The sequence below is a fragment of the Microbacterium sp. 3J1 genome (assembly GCF_001049495.1).
Lineage (GTDB): Bacteria > Actinomycetota > Actinomycetes > Actinomycetales > Microbacteriaceae > Microbacterium.
On the sequence record NZ_CDWI01000005.1, the window covers coordinates 57,174 to 75,115 of the forward strand.

General features: G+C 68.1%; 19 protein-coding genes and 1 tRNA gene. 11 read left to right on the forward strand and 9 right to left on the reverse strand.

Annotated features, from left to right (window positions below; genetic code table 11):
- The first annotated feature begins 47 nt into the window (after positions 1-47).
- The 4 genes from BN2660_RS03280 to BN2660_RS03295 all read left to right on the forward strand — a co-directional run bounded on the left by BN2660_RS03280 (position 48) and on the right by BN2660_RS03295 (position 3,851).
- A complete protein-coding gene (locus tag BN2660_RS03280; protein ID WP_091227245.1) occupies positions 48-632 on the forward strand; it encodes an NADPH-dependent FMN reductase in 585 nt (194 codons plus the stop codon).
- A gap of 249 nt (positions 633-881) precedes the next feature.
- Entirely contained in the window at positions 882-1,988 is a 1,107-nt protein-coding gene (locus BN2660_RS03285; RefSeq protein ID WP_176697071.1) for a hypothetical protein, read from the forward strand.
- 75 nt (positions 1,989-2,063) lie between these two features.
- Complete coding sequence (locus BN2660_RS03290) at positions 2,064-2,504, forward strand: hypothetical protein (protein ID WP_091227250.1); 441 nt, start codon at positions 2,064-2,066, stop codon at positions 2,502-2,504.
- 105 nt (positions 2,505-2,609) lie between these two features.
- Entirely contained in the window at positions 2,610-3,851 is a 1,242-nt protein-coding gene (locus tag BN2660_RS03295; protein ID WP_091227253.1) for a Fic family protein, read from the forward strand.
- A 341-nt stretch (positions 3,852-4,192) separates the two neighbouring features.
- Here the strand turns inward: BN2660_RS03295 and BN2660_RS16550 are convergent, their stop codons facing one another.
- Positions 4,193-4,366, reverse strand: coding sequence for a hypothetical protein (locus BN2660_RS16550; protein WP_176697072.1), 174 nt, complete (start codon positions 4,364-4,366; stop codon positions 4,193-4,195).
- Positions 4,367-4,559: 193 nt separating this feature from the next.
- Between BN2660_RS16550 and BN2660_RS03300 the strand changes: the two genes are divergently transcribed.
- Positions 4,560-4,994, forward strand: coding sequence for a hypothetical protein (locus tag BN2660_RS03300; protein WP_091227256.1), 435 nt, complete (start codon positions 4,560-4,562; stop codon positions 4,992-4,994).
- A 195-nt stretch (positions 4,995-5,189) separates the two neighbouring features.
- Entirely contained in the window at positions 5,190-5,561 is a 372-nt protein-coding gene (locus BN2660_RS03305; RefSeq protein ID WP_091227261.1) for a hypothetical protein, read from the forward strand.
- 128 nt (positions 5,562-5,689) lie between these two features.
- Here the strand turns inward: BN2660_RS03305 and BN2660_RS03310 are convergent, their stop codons facing one another.
- Positions 5,690-5,926 carry a hypothetical protein gene (locus tag BN2660_RS03310; RefSeq protein WP_176697073.1) on the reverse strand — a complete coding sequence of 79 codons (237 nt, stop codon included), beginning with the start codon at positions 5,924-5,926 and terminating at the stop codon, positions 5,690-5,692.
- Between the two features lie 74 nt (positions 5,927-6,000).
- Between BN2660_RS03310 and BN2660_RS03315 the strand changes: the two genes are divergently transcribed.
- The 3 genes from BN2660_RS03315 to BN2660_RS03325 are packed head-to-tail and all read left to right on the forward strand — an operon-like array spanning position 6,001 to position 7,084.
- Positions 6,001-6,321: a hypothetical protein gene (locus tag BN2660_RS03315; protein ID WP_091227266.1), complete on the forward strand. Its 321-nt coding sequence runs from the start codon at positions 6,001-6,003 to the stop codon at positions 6,319-6,321.
- Positions 6,318-6,803, forward strand: coding sequence for a hypothetical protein (locus BN2660_RS03320; RefSeq protein WP_091227269.1), 486 nt, complete (start codon positions 6,318-6,320; stop codon positions 6,801-6,803). Before BN2660_RS03315 ends, BN2660_RS03320 begins: the two co-directional genes overlap by 4 nt.
- On the forward strand, positions 6,800-7,084 hold the full coding sequence (locus BN2660_RS03325; protein ID WP_091227272.1) for a WXG100 family type VII secretion target: 285 nt from the start codon (positions 6,800-6,802) through the stop codon (positions 7,082-7,084). Before BN2660_RS03320 ends, BN2660_RS03325 begins: the two co-directional genes overlap by 4 nt.
- A 237-nt stretch (positions 7,085-7,321) precedes the next feature.
- Here BN2660_RS03325 and BN2660_RS03330 read toward each other — a convergent pair.
- A tRNA-Ser gene (locus tag BN2660_RS03330) sits at positions 7,322-7,412 on the reverse strand.
- A 60-nt stretch (positions 7,413-7,472) separates the two neighbouring features.
- The gene (locus BN2660_RS03335) at positions 7,473-8,519 is read right to left on the reverse strand and encodes a hypothetical protein (protein ID WP_091227274.1); all 1,047 of its coding nucleotides are present in this window, start codon (positions 8,517-8,519) and stop codon (positions 7,473-7,475) included.
- Between the two features lie 100 nt (positions 8,520-8,619).
- Between BN2660_RS03335 and BN2660_RS03340 the strand changes: the two genes are divergently transcribed.
- Positions 8,620-9,396, forward strand: a complete 777-nt coding sequence (locus tag BN2660_RS03340) for a hypothetical protein (protein WP_091227277.1) — start codon at positions 8,620-8,622, stop codon at positions 9,394-9,396.
- A gap of 291 nt (positions 9,397-9,687) precedes the next feature.
- On the opposite strand, the gene cydC is transcribed toward BN2660_RS03340, so the two are convergent.
- The 5 genes from cydC to BN2660_RS03370 all read right to left on the reverse strand — a co-directional run bounded on the left by cydC (position 9,688) and on the right by BN2660_RS03370 (position 16,265).
- On the reverse strand, positions 9,688-11,358 hold the full coding sequence (gene cydC, locus BN2660_RS03350; RefSeq protein WP_091227283.1) for a thiol reductant ABC exporter subunit CydC: 1,671 nt from the start codon (positions 11,356-11,358) through the stop codon (positions 9,688-9,690).
- Positions 11,355-13,031 (reverse strand): thiol reductant ABC exporter subunit CydD, encoded by a 1,677-nt coding sequence (cydD, locus tag BN2660_RS03355; RefSeq protein WP_091227286.1) that lies wholly within the window; start codon positions 13,029-13,031, stop codon positions 11,355-11,357. The genes cydC and cydD overlap by 4 nt, the downstream gene beginning before the upstream one ends.
- A gap of 64 nt (positions 13,032-13,095) precedes the next feature.
- Positions 13,096-14,118 (reverse strand): cytochrome d ubiquinol oxidase subunit II, encoded by a 1,023-nt coding sequence (gene cydB / locus BN2660_RS03360; RefSeq protein WP_091227288.1) that lies wholly within the window; start codon positions 14,116-14,118, stop codon positions 13,096-13,098.
- Between the two features lie 14 nt (positions 14,119-14,132).
- Complete coding sequence (locus BN2660_RS03365; protein WP_091227290.1) at positions 14,133-15,548, reverse strand: cytochrome ubiquinol oxidase subunit I; 1,416 nt, start codon at positions 15,546-15,548, stop codon at positions 14,133-14,135.
- Positions 15,549-15,638: 90 nt separating this feature from the next.
- The gene (locus BN2660_RS03370; protein ID WP_091227293.1) at positions 15,639-16,265 is read right to left on the reverse strand and encodes a helix-turn-helix transcriptional regulator; all 627 of its coding nucleotides are present in this window, start codon (positions 16,263-16,265) and stop codon (positions 15,639-15,641) included.
- A 100-nt stretch (positions 16,266-16,365) separates the two neighbouring features.
- On the opposite strand from BN2660_RS03370, the gene radA reads away from it, so the two are divergent.
- Positions 16,366-17,733, forward strand: coding sequence for a DNA repair protein RadA (gene radA, locus BN2660_RS03375; protein WP_091227297.1), 1,368 nt, complete (start codon positions 16,366-16,368; stop codon positions 17,731-17,733).
- Positions 17,734-17,942: the final 209 nt, after the last annotated feature.

Here is a 17,942-nt window from a genome sequence, read left to right on the forward strand (position 1 = left end):
GTCCCGTCGCCAGAGGGAGCGAGCCCGGACCCTATTACGGTTGAGGGATGTCCGCCCTCGAGCTCCCCGTCATCTCATGCAGCCTCGACCCGACGAGCAAGAGCAGGAACCTCGCTGTCGCGAGCAGCGAGTTGTTGCGTGGGCTGGGACACCGGTCGAGCGTTGTGGATCTCGCAGAGCACGGGTTGCCTGCCTTCGACAACGACCAGATCTTCGACAGCGAAGCCTTCTCGGCGCTCTACGACGTCATCAGCTCCGCTGACGGGATCATTCTGGCGTTCCCGGTCTACAACTGGGCGCCTGCGGCGACGGTGAAGTCACTGATCGAAGCGACTGGCGCGACGGGAGAAGACGGCCGAGTCGCCGCGTGGTTCGACAAGGTAGTCACCTTCGTGTGCGCAGCCGGTCTGCCCCACAGTTACATGGCGACCGGTGCTCTCGCTCAGTCGCTCATGCTCGACTTCAAATGCATCATCAACCCGTATGTCGCCTACATCTCGGAACGAGATTGGGAGCCGTCGCAACAGCTGACCGCCGATCGCAACGCCCGACTGGCCAAGACGATGACCGTGCATGCGGAGCTCTCAGAACTGCTCTCCGGGCGCGTCTACCGCTCAGACTGGGAGGTCTGACCGTTCGATGCCTCGACGTGTTCGACTCCACGGCTGCCGCGAGAACGTTCGCCGAGACCTCGTCCTCCGTGAGCGCACCGGCATCGCGAAGCGCCGCACGCGGCGAAGGGTGGCCGCGCCATCCGCCCGCTCCTATGAACTGGCACCGTCGGACGGTAGGTTTCACTCATAGTCGATGGATGCGTCGCTGATGGAGGCGGGGATCGGTCAGCCGTCGACACTCTGGGGCGACGTGGTTGGGGCACAACAGTGGTCGGTGAAAGCGGACAGGGACGTCGCGTTCTGAGCCCGTTCGTTGTGGGGATCGCGCTCGCGGTGTTCGGTGCCGCGGTGGCGGCTGGGGCCACTCTGTATATCGCCGACCCGCGGGTGGGTGTTCTCGCGGCGATCGTCTTGTCGTTCGGCTGCGTCGGTGCGGCGGCCGGTCTGGTGCTGGCGCGAAGGAAGAGCTGGACTGACCCGTCGTGGCCTCCAGATGCCGGGTCGAAGCCGTGGAACGCGCGCCGGACCCGCCGCGTCTCACTCCTGTACGGAGTGTTCCTCCTGCTCATCTCTCTCACCGGGACCGCCGCATTGGTGGGAACGGATCAGCCGGAGGCCGATGATGCCGTGCGCGGATCGGTCATAGTGGGTGTTCTCGCGCTTGTGGGGTTGTGGCTGACCGCCACGGGGGCTCGTCGCCCGCCTGAAGCAGTGCGGTCGTCCGAGCGCCCCACGGCCGAATCGATCGATGGCGGTGAGGAATGGGTGCGTCTGGGGCCCTCTGATCCTCGCGGCTTGTTCTGGCGGTGGGCGCCCCTCGCCTCCTTCAACCAGCCGTTCCTTGTTCCGATGGTGCTCGGGGCATTCCTCTTTCCCCTCACGGCATTCCGGTTCGACTGGTGGACATGGGTGCTGGTGACGGTCGGGCTGCTCGCCACGGTCGTCATCGTCAGTGTCGTGCTGCATCGGCGTTCCCGACCGCCGAGCATCTCGCGGGACGCTACCCGGATGCTCATCGGGAGAGCGGAAGTGCCCATCGCGAGTGTCATCGGCGCGATGGTGATTGCATCTCGGTGGGAACCGGACGCCACAGCGCGAAGCCTGGCGGTCATCCTCACGACGTCGGGCAAAGCTCGAGCGGTGATCGGCCTGAGGGACCGAGGACACCTCGTGTTGACTGAGGATCAGACGACACTTCTCACCGCAGCGATCGAACAGTCTGACATCCGGCTCCCTCATGACAAAGAAGATCCGACGGGACGATTCTCTCGCTCGCTGTACCCCAACTACCTGACGAAGAACGATGCTCTGCAGATGGTCGAACAGCCCCCCGGCGACGGCGACCGGCTCCAGGTCAGTCCGCCATCGGCGTGACGCGCAGTCGCGCGACCCGAACAAGTACGGCGGCTTCAGCGGAGTTTCGAGCTACTGCTAGTACCGTCGGGCCCCATGACGGATCAGCAAGCCGAACAAAGCTCCCGGGCAGCAACGCCCGGGAGCTCCCTCGTGTACTTCATCTTCGCCTGCCTCGCAGTGCTCCCCGTGCTCGCGATGCCCGTGTTCCAGTACTTCAGCGTCGCGGGCAACGCCGAGTATGCGTGCATCACGGGTCCTGTCCCACCCGATGCGGCGTCTCGAGGAGAGGTGTCGCTTGTTGAAGGGCGCCAAACGGCATTCCCGGCCGGCAGGTACTGCGAGTGGGAGAGCATTTCTGGCGAAGCGTTGAGCTATCAGACCGGATGGATCACGACGATCGTGGCGTGTGTCGCGACCCTCATCGTCGCCTGGATGACGGTGCTCGCGCTGCGCGGGAAACGACCGCGCAGCGCCCTTGTCGCTCTCGCCCCTGCAGCGGTAGCCCTGCTCGCATGGGTGGTGGTGTTCGTCTAGGCCAACTGTCAAGTCGAAGGCGATGCCGCGGCCCCGCCACCTCAGCTACGGATTCATACCTTTCTTACCAACATCTAACTTCCTAAGTGTTGGTATGATGACGTGATGTCAACATCTTCGTCCAGCACCCGCATCCCGATCGATGCTGTCTCGAGCGAGACACTCGACTGGGCACCGCGGGCGCCTGAGATCTTCTCACGGGCGGAGGTCGTGCGTCAGACCGGGTCGTATGAGGCGACGGTCACCGTACCGATCGCGGGGTGGAGCCCGCAGGTCCCCAGTGAAGACGCCGCCGACGTCGAAGACGCCACGCGCCAGCTGGTCGCGTTCGACGAGCATGCGCGGCGCACGCTCGGCACAGACAACCCGGCGTTGGGCCCGATGACTGCGATTCTGCTCCGCACAGAGTCCGCGTCCAGCTCACAGATCGAGCAGCTGACGACATCGGCGAAGCAGTTGGCTCTCGCCGAGATCGATGAAGGCGACAAGGCCAACGCGCTCACCGTCATCGGGAACGTCCGCGCCATGGAGGCAGCCCTCGCGCTCTCGGACGAGATCTCCGAGGATTCGATCCTTCACATGCACCACGCTCTGATGCGCCACCAGCCCGGCCTCGAGCACGAAGCAGGTCTCTACCGCCAAGAACAAGTCTGGATCGGTCCCGGCAATGCCGGCCCCCGTCAGGCGGAGTTCGTCGCGCCCCACCACGACCGGATTCCCGGTGCGATCGGCGACCTGGTGCGTTTCGTGCAGCGCCAGGACATCTCTGTGCTCGTCCAGGTTGCTGTCGCACACGCCCAGTTCGAGACCATCCACCCGTTCGTCGACGGCAACGGCCGCACCGGCCGCGCGCTCGCGCAGTCGATCCTGCGCAACAAGGGTCTCGTCGCATCGACCGCCGTACCGATCTCTGCAGGACTGCTCGTGAACACCGGGCGCTACTTCGAAGCACTGACCGCTTTCCGCGCCGGCGACGCCGCCCCGATCATTCGCGAGTTCGCCATGGCGAGTCGCATCGCCGCGTCCACGGGGACGCAGCTGGTCGACGATCTCGTCGCGCAGCTGGACGAGTCCCGCGCTCTGCTTCAGGGCGTCCGCTCCGACGCTGCAGTCTGGAAGATCCTCCCCGCGCTCGTCGGACAGCCAGCCGTGAACACGAAGTACCTCATGAGCACCCTCGGGCTCGGCGAGATGGCGGCGCTGCGCGCGCTGGACACGCTCACCGACCGCGGGGTGCTCACCGAGACGACCGGCCAGGGGCGCAACCGCGTCTGGCAGCACCGGGGGATCTTCGACGTTCTCGACGGCTACGCCGAGCGGATCCGACGGATGACCGCTCGAGGCTAGCGGCGCGGCCCACGGGGTCATAGGCCCCGGCTGGTCCCCATTGCTTATCACGCTCGATCCGAGTTCGCGGATCCGCGTTGTTCCGGGGATTGTGTGTCTCCACCCTCGCAAAGCTCAGTTGGACAGACGCTCACCCCACACACGACCTCGAGGAGATCTCGACGACTCCCATCGACGGCGCGACGACGGCGCGGGTGCGGGATGCCTCGCCTGAGGGAGGGAAAGCTGAAGCGAGGCATCCCGGAACGACGCCGATGCCCGCCGACGTCACTCTGATGCCAGATGAGCGCCCCCCGGCGTCGCCTGGCTCATCCAGAATGCCGCGAGAGTGCGTTCGGACACTAGACCCGGCCTTCGTTTCGATCATCCTCGGGTCGAGACGACTCCGAACGAGCCCGCGAGCGATTGGACAGCCAGACCCCGAGCCCGACGCCGAGCAGCACGAGAACGACCAGAGCGACGCCGACGATCAGCAGAAGCTCGGAGAGAGACGGCAGCAGTGGGTTGGGTTCCATGCGCCGATCATAGGAGCACCGAGGCTCATTCGTATCCCCGGGGCTCAGTGAGGCAAGGGCAGCGCAACTGGACCGCGCCGACGCTGTGCTGGACATCAGACACCTTCGGGGTCGACGCCCCGGTGAAGTCGGACTTCTGCCCTCTGTGGTGACCTCGCAAACGAGTGCGTGAAACACTAAATGGATGAGTGGAATGACGAAAGCGACTCAGGCTGCCCAGGCGACATGGCTCATATTTGCGAGCCTCCTCAGCCAATTGGCGGTCTGGGTCGCTTTCGTCTCCCAGTACGGCGACTCTCGCGAAATAGATGGGGCATGCTTTCGCAGCGCGCCGGACACCGCGGTATTCATCGGCGAGTACCCCCAGGTCGTGACGGATGTCACGTTCATGCCAATCGGGCGAGCGTGCGTCTACGAAGCGACAACCGGCGGAACCGTAACAGTCCAAACAGGTGAGGCTGTCACAGCCCTCGCGATTATCGGAACGGTGGCGTGCCTCATCACTGCCATTGCCGCGTGGGCGCGCTGGACGCGGATCACCCCGATGCAGCGCCTGCTTCCTGGTGTAGCACTGTTCTTCCTTGCTCTGGGCTGGATGGGAATTTGGAGCCTCGCCGCAATCCACTAGTCGGTGACCCGACCGAACGCCGGGGGCATCGCTGGCATACTTCGTCTTCGCCCACCTCGCGGTGCCGCCGGTGCTGGCTCTGCCCGTCTTCCAATACCTCAGCCTCGCAGGCAACCACGAGAACGCGTGACACGGCCTGAAAGCAGATTCGGCTAGTGGGCGATAAGGCAGGCTGCCGTCGCCAGCCAGCGCGGCATGATCGAGGTCACGGATCTGACGCAGTGGGACGGCGTCGGCGGGCTCTACATCATGGTGCTCGCTGAGTACCGCCAGGTGTACGTCGGCGCGACGAGCAGCTTCACCGGCATCGCGAAACGCATCCGTCAGCACTGGACCAACCAGAAGCAGTTCGACCGACTCATCTGGGGCGACGTCGACACCTCGATCCTTTCGATCGACAGCTTCCGTGCGCTCGACACACCCGCATCTTCGCGCTCAAGACAGAGCGCTCGTTCGAAGGCGAGAACCCTCTCCTCGAGCGGATCCCGTCGAAGTTCGTGCTCAATCGCGTCGACGGCGGCCGCGACGTTGCGCGTTTCGCCGGTCTGTTCGGCGTCGAGTCCGTGATGAAGCGCCGCGAGTTCGAGACCACCCCTGTCGACGACTGAGCGGCATCTTGATTGCACGCCGTGAGACATACGCCAAGAGCCGCCGAGCAGATGCCCGACGGCTCTTGAGTACCTACTGCACGAGACCTAGTTGTTGAGCCGTCGCGCAAGAGTGACGGACGACATCACGATCACCACGATCGCGACCGCCAGGGGAACCAGCAGCCAGACAGTGAGACTCCCCCCGGTAGGAGCGATGTTGACGTAGATGGCGCCGTTCCCGCTGGCGTTCTTGCAGACGATGTACGGCAACGTGCCCAAAGCCATGATCGCACCCGTGGCTGCGATGATCGCACCCGGCGGGACGGCCGCGGCGGCCATCATGCCTCCGACGGCGGAGACAGCGCCCGCGCCACCGCCGATCAGGCTGATGAGAACATCGGTGTTGCAGGAGTTGAGTGTGGGTCGACAAGGAGAAGATCGGGCTCGATGAATACGCAGATGAGCAGGGAGCGGATGTGATCCGCGCGAAGATCAAGGTCGACTACGACGGATCACCACAGAATGGCCGCATCTACGACGGAATCGAGCGCAATAACGACGGCACCTATACGGCGATCGAGGTGAAGTCCGGACCATCGGCACGACCCGACTACAACAGCGCGGGTAGCACCCAACGGCAGTTCGACGACAGCGTCAACGCCGGCACACCAGCGCATGGCAAACTCGATGGCGACCCCGTCGTCATCACACACGTCGAAGTGAGGTACGTCCCGTGACTCTCTACGGACCATTCGCCGAGACGACTCCGCGAGGCATGACCGGATGGATCAGCGACCGCCGCCGTCCCATTCCCGATCACCTGCGCATGATGCTCGGACACCTGGACGGCACCGAACGCTTCACCTACATCGTCTGGCGCGCTCCCAACCCTGAGAGCATCATCGTTACTCCGCAAGACGGAGGAGAAGGGTTCATCCAGGCCGCTGGTTCCGCAGACCGGATGACCATCGAAGTGCGGCTGCCCGGACCCGACGGGGAAGGACACCTCTACACCGTCGGGCGGAACGAACCCGCTGACGGCGCCACGACGCTGGTGCCGATCAACAACTCGCGCGCCGTGCCGGTGTTCTCGAACGAGCTGTTCTCCGCCGACGAAGCAGCGCTCATCTTCTACACCTACCACCTCACGGAAGCCGTTTCCCAGCCCTACGTGCTACGCGAGATGGATCTCGCGAAGGAGCTCTCGGTGCCACGATGAAGGTCTCAGTCCACCACGACGCCGTCGGGCAGACGGTCGCTCGACTGGCTCTCACCGTGCACGAACTCGAAGAACAGCTCGGAACTCTCGATGCGGAGGTCCAGCGCCTCCGGGACAGCTGGGACGGAGAGGCGCGTCGCGCGTACGAACGCGCACAGCAACAGTGGTCGTCGACGGTCCATCAGATGAAGAACCTCCTCGCCGAAGCCACGCGACGCCTGGACACGGTCAACGCGATCTCTATGGAGACGACTTCCATCGCCTCTGCCGTCTGGCGGTGATTGGGAAGGAGTGAGTGTGCGCGGGCCACAGGCGGATCCTTCGTGTCACCGCGGGATCGCATGTGTAGAGGCCAGCGCTCAGCGCCTAGAGCAGGTCCCAGGATCTCATTGCTCGTCGCTGGTCACTACCCGCGTTACGCGCGAGCAGCACGCAATGGCCCTGCTCAGAACTGCACCACGGATGCACCACACCCCATCCCGGATACGGAAAAACCCCCGATTTCTCGGGGGTTTCCATGGCGGTGACGGTGGGATTTGAACCCACGGTAGGGGGTTACCCTACACAACTTTTCGAGAGTTGCACCTTCGGCCGCTCGGACACGTCACCGCGGACAAGCTTACGACAACCCGCGCCACGGCGCGAATCGAGAGCATCCGCCGCCTCGCGTCACCAGGCGGCGGCGACCTCTGCGTGCGTGCCGAGAATGCCCGCGGTCGTCCCCTCGGGAGCGCGGCCGATGCCGCACTCGGTCGCGATGCCGAACCGGGGCACGAACCGCTGCGCGACGGCGACCCGGCGACGAGCCCCGTCTGCCTCGTCTTCGCGGTGCACGAGACCGAGGTACAGCTCGCCGTCGTACTCGAGCCCGGCGAGCGGCGCGTAGTAGGCGTCGTCGTCGCGCTCGATGGGTACCGGCAGGTGCAGCCAGGTCAGCTCCCGAGCGGATGCCCCGACCACGGCGTTCGCGTAGCGGACGAGGTTTCCGGCATCCGTCGGCTCGAAGAAGTGCTTCTCGGCGACGTCTCCGTAGCAGAGGTGCACCCCGACCTCGACGTCGGCGGGCACCGCGTCGATCAGTTCGGCGAGCTGCGCGACGAGCCCCGGGAACGGGTCGCCCTCCCACCACACGTCCATGACGCGACCGAACGCCGGCGCGGCCTCGATCACGCCCATCTCGCTCGCGACGTCCCACTGGATCGCGAGGTCGTCGTGCGGGATCGCGACGAGGATGCTGTCGACCTCGCGGCGCAGCGCGGCGGTGTACACGGGAGCGATCGCCGCGCGGTCGGCACCGAAGAAGAACGACGTCACGACGGCGACGGGTGTGGGCAGCGATACCTGGAAGCGCGTCCCCTCGGGCACGACGCCCTCGTCGCGCAGTCGGCGGAAGATCGCGTACGACTCGGTCGCGGCATCCGCATACCCGAGTGACGGAAGCCGGATGCTCGCCGCATCCACCCCGTCCGCGATGCGGAGCGGGCGCGCGTCGATGCCCGCCGGGAAGGGGATCGGCTCGTCGCCGATGCGCTCGATGCCGTCGGCCTCGCCGAGGACGTCGGGCTGGAACATGATCCAGTGGAACCGCTTGCCCACTTCGCCGTCGGGGATGCGGCGCAGCCGCGGACCGATCACGTCGGCGGCAGTGCGGATCGTGGTCTCGGCGTCGTCGTAGTTCACGCTGCCCACGAGGAGGGCACCTTGCGGCTGAGTCATGCCTTCAGGGTATCGGCGTCGCTTTTCCCCGGCGCGCACCCGGAGCATCCGACGACCGCCTGGTTAGGATGGCCTAAGCGACAGCGGAGGGACGGACACCATGGGCTTCATCACGTCGGAGGCGCTGGCGGAGACCGGGTACGTCGTGCTCGACGATCACGATCAGGCATCCGACCCCCTGGAATGGCTCGACCTCGAGTACATCGGCTGGCGGTCGTCCGGTGTCACGCGCTTCGCACCTCTCGCGAGCTACGCGGGCGAGATCGAGTGCAACGGCTTCTGGAACCACACCCCTCCCCGCACCGACAAGGACGGCGTGTGGGTGGAGTCGCAGGTCGCGATCGCCCCGACCCTGCAGCGCCGCGCGCTCGAGCCGGGCGCGGGCGTGGGCCGGTGCCGGGTGATCGAGTTGCAGCCCAACACCTACGCGGATGCCGTCTACAACCTGCACCAGGACGACAACAACCGCCTGAACGACGAGGGCACGGGCTGGGTCGTCCGGGGGTACTACAACCTCTCGGACGACGCCGAGTCACTGCTGCTCCTGCGCTCCGATCGCTTCGATCCTGCGACCGAGATCCGCCTGCCGCTGCGTCAGGGATCGCGCATCATCGTCGACACGCAGCGCTTCTGGCATGCCGTGTGGCACCGAGGCGCGGCGCCGCGCTTCGCCCTCATCACCTCGTGGACCTCGGGCCCCGAGCTCGACGCCTACATCGAGGCGAACCACGGCGATCCGCACCCCGCGACGGTCGACCTCGACCCTCAGCTCATCGAGGACGCCCAGGTCGAGCTGCATCGCCGCATTGAGGAGCGCCGCCGGGTCTTCGAGGCGCAGGGCATCGTCATGGAGCCCCGCGCCGACCTCGGCGCCTGACCCCGTCTCCCCCCCTCTCCCCTCCCCCTCTCCCCTCTCCCGTCTCTCCCCCTCTCCCCCTCTCCCCCTCTACCCCCTCTCCCCTCGTTCCCCCTGTCCTCGTCCCTCTCCCCCTCGTTCCCCCTGTTTCCCAGGGCACAACTTCGGAGCCGAGGAGAGACACGCCGGACGGGACCACGGATGCCGCGGCGTGGCGGCCGCGGCATCCGAAGTTGTGCCGGCCGGGGGCTGTGGAGGACGGGACAGGACAGGACCAGGGACGAGAAGGGACAGGGAAGGGGCAGAGCCGGATCAGCCCGAGACCGTGCGTCCGTCCTCGATCCGCACGACCCGGTCGACCGTGCCGAGAGGCGGAGCGACGTGCGAGATCAGCAGCACCGTCTGCTCCCCGGTGGCCTCGAGGAGGTCGCGCAGCAGCGCATCCGAAGCGTCGGGGTCGACCCCGGCGGTCGGTTCGTCGAGGACGAGCACCGGGAAGCCGCGCAGCAGGGCGCGGGCCAGAGCGATCCGCTGCGCCTGCCCTCCGGACACGAGTCCTCCACGATCGCCGACGCGGGCGTCCAACCCGCCGCGCTCCCGCACCCAGGCGCCGAGGCCGACGCGGTCGAGCATCGCCAGCAGCTCGTCGTCCGTCGCGGTGTCGCGCGCGAACAGCAGGTTCTGCCGGATGTCCTCGTCGAACAGCTGCGGGCTCTGCTCGCACAGCCCGATCGTCCGTCGCAGAGCAGGACCCGAGAGCGTCGTCGCGTCGGCGCCTCCGACCGAGTACGTCCCGCCCGAGACCCGCAGGAATCCGACGAGCACGGCGGCCAGCGAGCTCTTGCCCGCACCACTCGGTCCGGCCACGAGCACCCGCTCGCCCGGCTGCAGCGCGAGGTCGACACCGCGCAGCGCGGGTGCGCCTCCGGGCCACTCCGCCTGCACATCACGGAGCCGGAGTGCGGGCGTTCCCGGGATCTCGGCGTCGAGTCCCTCGTCGGAGCGCAGCTCGTCCGGCATCCGCTCGGGCAGTACGTCGACGATGCGCTCCGCGCTCGAGCGCACGCTCCGCCACGACGCCGCGGCGATCGGCACCGCGCCGAACACCTCGAACACGACCATCGGCACGAGCACGGCGACAGCGAGCCACGGACCGTCGATCGCTCCGGTCGTGAGGCCTGGGGCGGCGGCGGCGAGCGCCCAGACGGATGCTGCGCCGGCGACGGCCGACACGACGCCCGCCGCGACGGCCTGGGCCAGCGACGCCCTGTTGACGGCTCGGCGCAGCTCGGCATCCGCTCTGCGCACCCGCTCGCGGGCCTGCGGTTCGGCGCCGTACGCGAGCAGCACGTCGAGGCCGCCGAAGTAGTCGGTGAGCGCCGCCGAGAGGTCGCCGCGGCGGCGGGAGACGGCGTCTTCGGCCCGCGAGCCGAAGAGCCAGCCCAGGCCGATCGCCGCCGCAGCCGCGATCACCAGGCACGCCGCCAGGCTCAGCGCCGCCGGCACCGACACGAAGGCGAGGAAGCCGACGGCGCCGAGCGCGACGAGCCCGGACACCGTCAGCGGCTGCACCACCCGCAGCGGAAGGTTCTGCAGATTCTCGACGTCGTCGACGAGGGCCGAGAGCACCCGGCCGTGGTCCGTGCGTCCGAGTCCCGCGGGCGACAGTGGAGTGAGCCGCCGCACCATGTCGGCGCGCGTGGAGGCGAGCTGCCGCAGAGCGGCATCGTGGCCGGTGAGGCGCTCGAGGTACCGGGTGACCGCCCGGGTGACCGCGAAGAAGCGCACCCCGACGACGGCGATCGACAGGGGCACCAGCGAATCGACGATCGAGGCGCTGACGATCAGCCAGCCGCTGACGGCGAGGAGGCTGACAGCCGCGCCGGCCGACACGACACCCCAGATCGCTCCCGGGAGGAAGCGGCGGATCGGCGGCTGTGCGAGACGCAGGATGCTGCGGATGCGGGCGGAGTCCGTGCTCATACGCTCACCCCCAGCGCGACCGTTCGGTCGGCGATGTCGCGCGCGGACCGGCGGTGCGAGACGAGGAGGATCGTGGCACCGGCATCCGCCCGGCGACGCAGCGATGCCCACAGGCGAGCCTCGGTGTCGGGGTCGAGTGCGCTCGAGGGCTCGTCGAGCGCGAGCACCGCGTCGGCGCGCCGGGACTCGCGGTACAGGGCCCGAGCGACCGCCACCCGCTGCGCCTGGCCGCCTGAGAGTCCGCTGCCCTGTACGCCGAGCTCGAGCGCCGGATCCAGGTCGCCGGCGCACGCGTCGTCCAGCGCTCGGCGCACCTCGTCGGCATCCGGCGCCTCGTCGCCGAGCGCCACGTTCGCCGCGATGCTGCCCCGGCTCAGCTGCGGCCGCTGCCCGCTCCAGGCCAGCCACTCCGACGGAGCGAGGTCGCGCACATCGACGCCGCCGACCGTGGCCGCGCCGTCGAACTCGACCGCACCGCGCAGCGCGGCGAGCAGGCTGGACTTGCCGGCGCCGCTCGGCCCCTCGATGAGCGTGATGGTTCCGGGCTTCGCGACGAACGACACGGGCGGCAGATCGCGCACCCGCAGCTCGGTGACGACGAGGTCTCGGCCGCCCCCCGTGCGCAATTCAGCATGGCTGAGCCGCGACGTGCCGGAACGGGTCGAATCAGCGGCCTCCGGCGCGATCGGTGCTGAATCGTGCACACGACCCACACGACCCTCCCGAGCCTCGGCCGCATCGAGCACCTCGAACACGTCCTCCGTGGCGGCGACGCCCTCCGCCGCAGCGTGGAACTGCACGCCGACCTGCCGGATCGGCAGGAACGCCTCGGGGGCGAGCAGCAGCACGAACAGCCCGACCTCGAGCGACAGGTCGCCGGACAGCAGCCGGAACCCGATCGCCACGGCGATGAGCGCCACGGCGAGCGAGGCCAGCAGCTCCATGGCGAACCCCGACAGGAACGAGAACCGCAGCACCTTCATCGTCTCGCGGCGGTACTCGTCGGCGGTGTGCTCGATCTGTGCCGCGGCCCGGCGCTCGCGCCCGAACAGCCGCAGCGTCGACAGCCCCTGCACCGTGTCGGCGAACCGGGCGGCGAGCCGCTGCAGCGTCTGCCACTGCCGGCGCTGCACCGTGCGGGTCGCGATCCCGATGAGGATGAGGAACAGCGGGATCAGCGGCAGGGTGATGATCGCCGTCAGCCCGCTGGGCCAGTCCTGCCACCACATCACGGCGACCAGCACGGGCGTCGCGATGACGGTGAGCACGAGCTGCGGGATGTACCGCGCGAAGTACGCGTCGAGCGCCTCGAGCCCGTGCCCGGCGGTGACCGCGAGCCCCGCCTGACTGCGCTGCGCCAGCCAGCCCGGACCGAGGCGTCCGACGGCCGAGATCAGTGCGGCCCGCAGCTGCATCCCCGTCTTCGCGGCGGCACGGGTGCCCGCGGCGTCCGACGCGGCGATCAGCGTCCCTCTCAGCGCGGCGAGAGCGAGCAGCCACAGCAGGGATGCGGTGACGTCGCGCCCGCCGAGGGCGCCGGTGACGGCATCCGTGAGCATCCACGCGAAGGCGACCGTGACCGCGGTCTGCACCACGCCGATCATGCCCGAGAGGAGGATGAACCCCCGCGCGGCGCCGGCATACTTCAGCAGCCGGATGTCGACGGGCTTCATGCGGGTGCCTCTCGGGTCGCGGTGGGGGCCGCTTCCACCGTAGCTGCCGGGGTGGCGGTCGCGGTCACGCGTGCGCCGGCGCCCCCTCGATCGACTTCCTGGTCACCCGCTTGCGGAACACCCAGTACGTCCACGCCTGGTACGCGAGCACCAGGGGCAGGGCCACGAGAGCCGTCCAGCTCATGATCGTCAGCGTGTACGGGGTGCTCGAGGCGTTCTCGATCGTGAGACTGTAGGCCGGGTCGATCGTCGACGGCATCACGTACGGGAAGAGCGCCGCGAAGAGCATCACCACGGCGGATGCCACGGTCACGGCCCCCGAGAAGAACGCCCACCCGTCGAGGCCCACGCGCGACAGCACGACCGCGGTGATGAGCGCGAGTGCGGCCAGCGCGCCGGCGCCGAGCACCAGCCACAGCAGCGGAGCCTCACGATCGGCCGCCATCAGCAGCGTCCAGACGACCGTGCCCGCGGCGGCGAGGATCGTCGGCCCCGCGGCGAGCTTCACCAGACGACGGGCGTTCTCGTGCACCGGGCCGTCGGTCTTCAGCGCGACGAACAGCACGCCGTGCAGGAAGAACAGCAGCAGCGTCGTGATGCCGACGAGCAGTGCGTAGGGGTTGAGCAGCGCGAAGAATCCGCCGACGTAGATGTGGTTCTCGTCGAGAGCCACGCCCTGCACGATGTTGCCGAAGGCCACACCCCAGAGCAGCGCCGGCACCGCCGAGCCGATCACGATCATCCGGTCGAATCCGCGTTTCCATGCCGCGCTCTCGCGCTGGTGCCGGTACTCGAACGACACCCCTCGGAGGATCAGCGCGAGCAGGATCAGCAGGAGCGGCAGGTAGAAGCCGCTGAAGAGTGTCGCGTACCACTCCGGGAACGACGCGAACAGGCAGGCGCCCGCGACGATGACCCAGGTCTCGTTGAGATCCCAGACGGGGCCGATGGTGTTGATGGTCTGCCGGCGGGAGACGTCGTTCCTGCCGAGGAACGGCAGCGACATGCCCACCCCGAAGTCGAACCCGTCGAGCACGAAGTAGCCGACGAAGAGGAAGGCGACGATCCAGAACCACATGTATTCCATGACTGATCCCTTTCTCAGTACACGACGGACGGCAGCTGGGCCGTCTCCTCGTGGGGCTGTTCTTCGGTGTCTGGGCCCTTCTGGGCCGCGCGGATGATGAGTCGGATCTCGACGACGGCGAGGGCGGCGTAGATCGCGGTGAAGGCGATGAGCGAGATCAGCACCTCGACGCCGCTGACTCCCGGCGAGACGCCGTCCTGTGTGGTCATGAGACCGAAGACGATCCAGGGCTGCCGACCCATCTCGGTGAAGACCCAGCCCATGATGTTGGCCGCGAGAGCCAGAGGGAACGACCAGATGGCGAGCTTCCACATCCACGGAGCCGGCGGCTTCTTGGCTCCCTTGCGGGTCAGCCACAGTCCGATCACGGCGACGAGGCCGGCGGCCATGCCGAGGCCGATCATCCAGCGGAACGCCCAGTAGGTGATCCAGAGGATGGGGGCGAACTCGGTGAGGCCGGTGTCGGCGAAGGTCGTCGCGTACTCGGCGTTGAGGTCATTGATGCCGTGCACGCACGCGTCGAGTGTGTGCGTCGACAGCAGCGACAGCAGGTAGGGCACGCGGATGCTGAACAGCTCGGAGCTGCCGTCCGGAGTCCCCAGGGTGAAGAGGCTGAACGCGGCGTCGGGCCCGCACACGGTGTTGAAGGTCGCCTCGGCGGCGGCCATCTTCATCGGCTGCGCGTCGTACATCGCGAGGCCGAGCTGGTCGCCCGTGAGCACGACGCCGGCGGTCGAGACGATCATCGCCCACAGGCCGAACTTCAGCGAGATGCGCATCGTGTCGAAGTGCTGGCCGCGCGCGAGGTGCCAGGCGGAGACCGAGATCACGACACCGGCCGCGAACATCAGCGCTCCGAAGATCGTGTGCGGGAAGGCGGCGAGCGCGACGGGGTTCGTCAGCAGCGCCCAGAAGTCGGTGAGCTCCGCACGGTTGGTCTCGGGGTTGAAGACGTAGCCGACCGGGTTCTGCATGAAGGCGTTGGCCGCGATGATGAAGTACGCCGAGAGGATGCTGCCGATCGAGACGCACCAGATCGTGGCGAGGTGCAGCTTCTGCGGGAGCTTGTCCCAGCCGAAGATCCACAGGCCGATGAAGGTGGCCTCGAAGAAGAACGCGAGCAGACCCTCGAAGGCGAGCGGAGCGCCGAACACGTCGCCGACGAAGCGGGAGTAGTCCGACCAGTTCATGCCGAACTGGAACTCCTGCACGATGCCGGTGACGACGCCCATGGCGAAGTTGATGAGGAAGATCTTGCCGAAGAAGCGCGTCAGATGCAGGTACTGCACCTTGGCGGTGCGCACCCACGCAGTCTGGAAGATCGCCGCGACCAGCGCCATGCCGATCGTGAGCGGCACGAACAGATAGTGGTAGACGGTCGTCAGACCGAACTGCCACCGGGACAGTGCCAGGGGATCGAGCCATTCCATGAGGGCCACTCCTTCTTCTCTGCGTGCGGCCACGCCGGTGACCGGTCTGTCGCCGTCGGGCGGCGGCAGACCGGGAAAGCAGATGTCCGCCTAGGCGGCGGTCATCTCCGTGAGACGCAGCTGCACGGTGCAGTCCGCCGGGAGGGCGGAGGTGCGCACGGCCGCGGCAGCGAGCGGCCCACCGGCTGCGGTGAGCACCCCCTGCATGAGGCCGAGGTGCACGGAGCACAGCATCGGACGGTCTTCGGCGCGGCCCGCGGCGTGCGGGCAGGGGCTGAGGTCGACTGTGAGCTGCTCGTCATCGACGACGGGCTCGAAGCCGCTCTCCTCCAAGTGCTCGATCAGTGCATCCAGCTGATAGGTCGCGTCGCGACCCAGAGCGGATGCCGACGTGGGAAGGACCCGGCGCAGCAGATCGCCGCGTTCGGCGGCGGCCTTCGCCTTGTCGCGGGCGATGGGGCTGGAGGCGTCGGGGGTGCCGGTCGCTGCGCTGTACAGGGTGCGCGGGCGCCCGCGGGTGGTGCGGTGCTCCGTGGCCTGGATGACGTAGCCGCCCTCGACGAGCCGCTGCAGGTGCTCGCGGACCGTGTTCGGGTGCAGCCCGGTGGCCTCGCACAGTTCCCCGATGGTGCGATCCGATCGCGTCTGCACCAGGTGCAGGATCCGCACCCGGGAGAACGTCGAGATCGGCCCGCAGACGGGCGCTCCGTTGGCCATGACTCCAGTATTCCGTGGCAGTCGAACGCGAGGGAGGGGTCGAGCCGTGAATAATGCCCGGCGCGATAGGGATGTCTGATCTCGGCGATAGCCTGGCTGCATGGCCACCCGGAAACCCGCTCCCCCCGCGTACGTCTGCACCGAATGCGGGTGGACGACCGCCAAGTGGGTGGGTCGCTGCGCCGAATGCCAGCAGTGGGGCACGGTGCAGGAGCAGGGCACGCAGACCGGCATCCTGAGCCGCATCACCCCGCTCGCACCGAGCGCCGACCGCGCGGCCCGGCCGATCACGCAGATCACCACCGAAGACGCACCCCGGCGCACGAGCGGCGTGGGCGAGTTCGACCGGGTGCTCGGCGGCGGCATCGTGCCCGGGGCTGCGATCCTGCTCAGCGGAGAGCCGGGTGTCGGCAAGTCGACGCTGCTGCTCGAGGTCGCGGCGCAGGCGGCCCGCTCGGGTCGGCGGGTGCTGTACGCCAGCGCCGAGGAGTCTCCGGCTCAGGTGCGGCTGCGCGCCGAACGCACCGGAGCGCTGCACGACGAGCTGTACCTCGCGAGCGAGACCGACCTCGCCACGATCCTCGGTCACATCGACGAGGTCGCCCCGCAACTCGTCATCGTCGACTCCGTGCAGACGGTGTCGTCGTCGCTCATCGACGGCGCGGCCGGTCAGCCCAGCCAGGTGCGCGAGGTCGCCGCGACGCTCATCCGCGTCGCGAAGGAGCGCAGCCTGCCGATCATCCTCGTCGGGCACGTCACGAAGGACGGCACGGTGGCGGGCCCCCGTGTGCTCGAGCACCTCGTCGATGTCGTCTGCCACTTCGAAGGCGACCGTCAGACGTCGCTGCGCTTCATCCGCGCGCTCAAGAACCGGTTCGGCCCGACTGATGAGGTCGGATGCTTCGAGATGACCGGCGACGGCATCTCCGAGGTCCCCGATCCCTCGGGCCTGTTCCTCTCGCAGGGCGAGACCGAGCCCGGGACCTGCGTCGCGATCTCACTCGAGGGCCGCCGAGCCCTGCCCGTCGAGGTGCAGGCGCTGACGATCAACACCACGGCCCCGAACCCCCGACGCGTCGTGCACGGTCTCGATGCCTCACGGGTGGCGATGGTGCTGGCGATCCTCGAACGACGGGCCGGCATCAAGACCAGCACTCTCGACGTCTACGTCTCGACCGTCGGCGGGGTGCGTTTCACCGAGCCCGCCGCCGACCTCGCGATCGCGATCGCCGTGGCCGGGTCGATCCAGCAGATCTCCGTGCCGCGCACCGTCGCCGCCGTGGGCGAGCTGAGTCTGGCCGGTGAGATCCGCCCCGTGACGCAGTCGGCGCAGCGCCGGTCCGAGGCCTCGAGGCTCGGATACGAGCAGGTCGTCGACGATCGCTCGAAGACCCTGCGCGCGGCGCTCACCGACGTCCGCGCCCGCAACACGACGCGGCGCGTCGAGGCTGACATCCCGCCGTTCTGAGCCGCGCCGTCGGGTCGGCCCGCGCCCCTGCGCGGAAGTCGACAGCGCACGCCGACCCAGCCGGGTCGGCGGGTTCAGCCGGGTCGGCGGGGTCAGCCGGGGCAGCCGGGGCCCAGCCGGGGCCCAGCCGGGGCCAATGGCGCACCCGAAACGCCCGAACCCGCTGCACTATTGACCCCGCACCGGTCGCCCAGGGCCGAGCGCCTCTT